The organism is Wolbachia endosymbiont of Glossina morsitans morsitans, assembly GCF_000689175.1.
Classification (GTDB): domain Bacteria; phylum Pseudomonadota; class Alphaproteobacteria; order Rickettsiales; family Anaplasmataceae; genus Wolbachia; species Wolbachia pipientis.
The window spans coordinates 1-3260 of sequence record NZ_AWUH01000144.1; the positions used below are offsets into that span (position 1 = coordinate 1).

Below are 3260 nucleotides of genomic sequence, written 5' to 3' on the forward strand. Positions count from 1 at the left end.
CATTTTCCTCTTCTTCAAGCGCTTTTAATAGTTCAATTTTGTCTTTTTAGTTAAATTTTTGGATTTAAAGTCTCAACTATTACCTGTACGTATAAATCACCACGAGCATGTGAGTTCATATATGGCATACCCTTTTCCCTACAACGTAGTTTGGTACCAGTTTGAGTGCCTTCAGGGACCTTTACTTTTATTTTAGCTCCATCAATTGATTGAATATCGATTTCACCACCAAGCACTGCTAGTGTCATTCTTATAGGCACTTTACAGTGTAAATCTGTTTTATTTCTAGCAAAGATTTTATGGAAAATTATTTTCACGTATACGTATAAATCTCCACTTTTTCCACCTTTTGTTCCAGCTTCTCCTTTACCACTTATCCTTACCTTAGCTCCTTTTTCTATGCCTTTTGGAATTGAAACGGATGTATTTACTTCATCTCTTCTACGTCCACTTCTACCACATTTCTTACATTTGTTTTGTATTATTTCTCCTTCCCCATAGCATGTAGTACATGTTCTTTCGATGGCTAAAAAAGCCTTGTTGAGTTCTAATCCTATCGCTTCCCTGGCAAGTGTGGCACTGAACTGGTTTAATTGCTCCTTCGCCACCTGTGCCTTGGCATGTATCACATTTTACATTTGTCACATAATGTATAGGCGCTTGTATTCCTTTAAATGCATTTTCTAAGGTAATTTCAAGCTCATAACGTTTTACATTTGTCACATAATGTATAGGCGCTTGTATTCCTTTAAATGCATTTTCTAAGGTAATTTCAAGCTCACAACGTACGCCTGCTCCAGATACTCCTGTTGTACTTCTTTTTGCTCTCGATCTACTTGCACTACCACCGAATCCTCTACCAAAGAAGTCATTGAATATGTCGCTAAAATCTCCTGCAGAGCTAAAGCCTTGAAATCCACCAGAAGCACCTTCGTGGCCATAACGGTCATAGCCTGCCCTTTTCTCAGAGTCAGACAGAACTTCATATGCAGCTGTTACTTCTTTAAATTTTTCCTCTGCTTCTTGATTGGATTTCTATGAGGATGATATTTTAATGCTAATTTTTTGTACGCTTTTTTTATCTCATCAATACTGGCATTTCTGCCTACTTCCCGCAGATCATAGTAGTCTTTTTTTTTTTGCTCATATATAATAGTTTAGTGCTTAACCTTTAAAGATAGGTATTACATATATTAATTTCAAGTGTGACTTCTGTTTCCTATAAAATGTGGTGCACCCTGAGCGACTTGAACGCCCGACCTTTTTGATCCGTAGTCAAATGCTCTAATCCAACTGAGCTAAGGGTGCTTTCACAAAGTTAACTTTAGCAGGTTTTGTAGCTTGATTCAATTAATTTGGCTAAAAATAAAACTGTTAATTTTTATCACGCGTGAACCCCTTACAATTCCCAAACTTCTGTTGCAAATAAGGATTATCAAATGCATTTTGAGGAGGAGCAGTTGGAGTAGTATTAGGATCTTGAGAAAAGTAAGGAGGTGGTGCATCATAACGAGAAGAATCTCCATAACCATGCCCTTGTCTAAGACAGCTATCTACCGCTCCTTTAGCTTTCTCGATATTTTCTGATTCTTCCTCATGCTTCATATGAAAAGCTAAACCACCAGCAAAACATACGAGAGAATTAACGCTAAGGATAGCTAAACCCCACACTGGTAAGACTGGGTAAACAGCACAAGCTACCAAAGCTGCCAAAGAAACAACGCCAACCGCAAATTCTATATTTCTGAACGTTTTAAATTTACTATCCAGGTAATCTATTTTTTCTTCTTTTCTAGCCACTTTTCTGCTGCTGTTATACCAAAAACACATACCAGCATGGAAAGCAACACACACAACTGCAGCTACTATACCCAAAGCTGATAGCTTTCTACTGTCTTCTGATTCTTTTTTATTCTCTTTTCTCCCTTGATGAGTGGTATTACCATTGTTAATATTCGTTATATTATTAACCGTAGTGTGACCACGTCCACCGAATAAAGAATCCATCCAGCATTATAATAGCAAATAATCCCAAAAGTCTAAACCTCTATTGTGTACATGTGTATGTGTAATCTGAGAGCCTGTAGGTTGTGCGTTATTCCCTGCGTTATATTGATCATTTCTGCTTCCTGTATCGTGCCTATTGCTTGAATTTGGATGTGTAAATTTTTCATACGCATTTTTAAAATTCTCCTCACTCCAATTTGTGGTATTTTGCGTATTACAAAATTGTAAAAACTCTTTAACATCACTGTTACTACCAGATTTCTTTATATAGGCTAACGCATACCTTTTTAAAACACTATAACTTGCTACCATAAATACTCTCTTAAGTTAAGATTAAATTAATAAATACTTACTTATTACAACAAGATAACATCTACTTGTCAACTTGAGCCTGATTCAAGTATCCGTTCAGAGTGTGGCGGAAGAACTTATTCAAATAATGTAGGTGGTAAAATATAAACATTTTATAAAGTGAAAAATGGACTTTTCAGACCACTGCCGAGCTAAAAAAGCCCTAAAAACCGTGATACTTAGGCCACTTCTTGCTTAAGGTGTACAATTTCAGCTTGAGAAAGGCCAGTAGATTCAGCTATTAAATTAACAGATACACCAGCTTTAAGTAAATTTTTTGCAACTTCGATTTTTCCTTTCTCTATACCTTCCTCAAGTTTGTATTCAAGAATGGCTTCTTCTTTCCGCAGATCCATTATTCTTTCTTCATATGCTACTAAATCTTTTTCATTCCAGCTAAACCCGTCTAATTCATCGTAGGCTAACTTTATTATTGGTGCTTTTTCTGCTATATTCCTTAGGTCTTCATCTGTAGTTTCATCTGCATACTGTTGTCTAAGTGAAGAAGGTCGCCCCTCCTCACTCGACTTCAAAACCGTACGTGAGACTTTGCGCCTCATACGGCTTCTCTCCAATTTGGTGCTTTTCATGCACACCTCCTGTGTAATTCATCGTGACAATGTCCATGTAACAAAGATAAGTTTTTGATCATGTTGTTTCGTCTATTCCGGTCTTTGTGATGTATTTCTATTGTATCATCACTTTTAAACCATAGTCTACAATTATCACATTTACTTTGTTGTAACTTCAATAGTTTTATTACTCTTAATGGCTTATCTGGTATTTTTCTCAGACGTTTACCCCAATAAACCCAATCACCATCATATGGAGATCTGGTTTTTTGCACTTTGATATGTCGTTTAATATCATGATCGCTGTGTATAATAAGATGTATCTTGTTA

General features: G+C 36.3%; 3 protein-coding genes, 1 tRNA gene and 2 pseudogenes. All 6 read right to left on the reverse strand.

Annotation, left to right across the window (positions count from 1 at the left end; all coding sequences use genetic code 11):
* Nucleotides 1-1151, reverse strand: a pseudogene (locus WGMM_RS03640) (molecular chaperone DnaJ); the annotation flags it as partial.
* A 78-nt stretch (nucleotides 1152-1229) separates the two neighbouring features.
* A tRNA-Arg gene (locus WGMM_RS03645) sits at nucleotides 1230-1308 on the reverse strand.
* 66 nt (nucleotides 1309-1374) lie between these two features.
* On the reverse strand, nucleotides 1375-2007 hold the full coding sequence (locus WGMM_RS03650) for a hypothetical protein (RefSeq protein ID WP_240991902.1): 633 nt from the start codon (nucleotides 2005-2007) through the stop codon (nucleotides 1375-1377).
* 6 nt (nucleotides 2008-2013) lie between these two features.
* Nucleotides 2014-2319: a hypothetical protein gene (locus WGMM_RS06795; protein WP_240991903.1), complete on the reverse strand. Its 306-nt coding sequence runs from the start codon at nucleotides 2317-2319 to the stop codon at nucleotides 2014-2016.
* Between the two features lie 218 nt (nucleotides 2320-2537).
* Nucleotides 2538-2849, reverse strand: a pseudogene (locus tag WGMM_RS03655) (hypothetical protein); the annotation flags it as partial.
* Nucleotides 2850-2944: 95 nt separating this feature from the next.
* Nucleotides 2945-3260, reverse strand: a 316-nt coding sequence (locus WGMM_RS06800; RefSeq protein WP_038250237.1) for an HNH endonuclease, incomplete at its 5' end; no start/stop codon positions are given.

Coding starts and splice junctions, on each gene's coding strand:
- WGMM_RS06795 (WP_240991903.1), bottom strand. CDS start 2,319: ATGGTAGCAAGTTATAGTGTTTTAAAAAGGTATGCGTTAGCCTATATA.
- WGMM_RS03650 (WP_240991902.1), bottom strand. CDS start 2,007: ATGGATTCTTTATTCGGTGGACGTGGTCACACTACGGTTAATAATATA.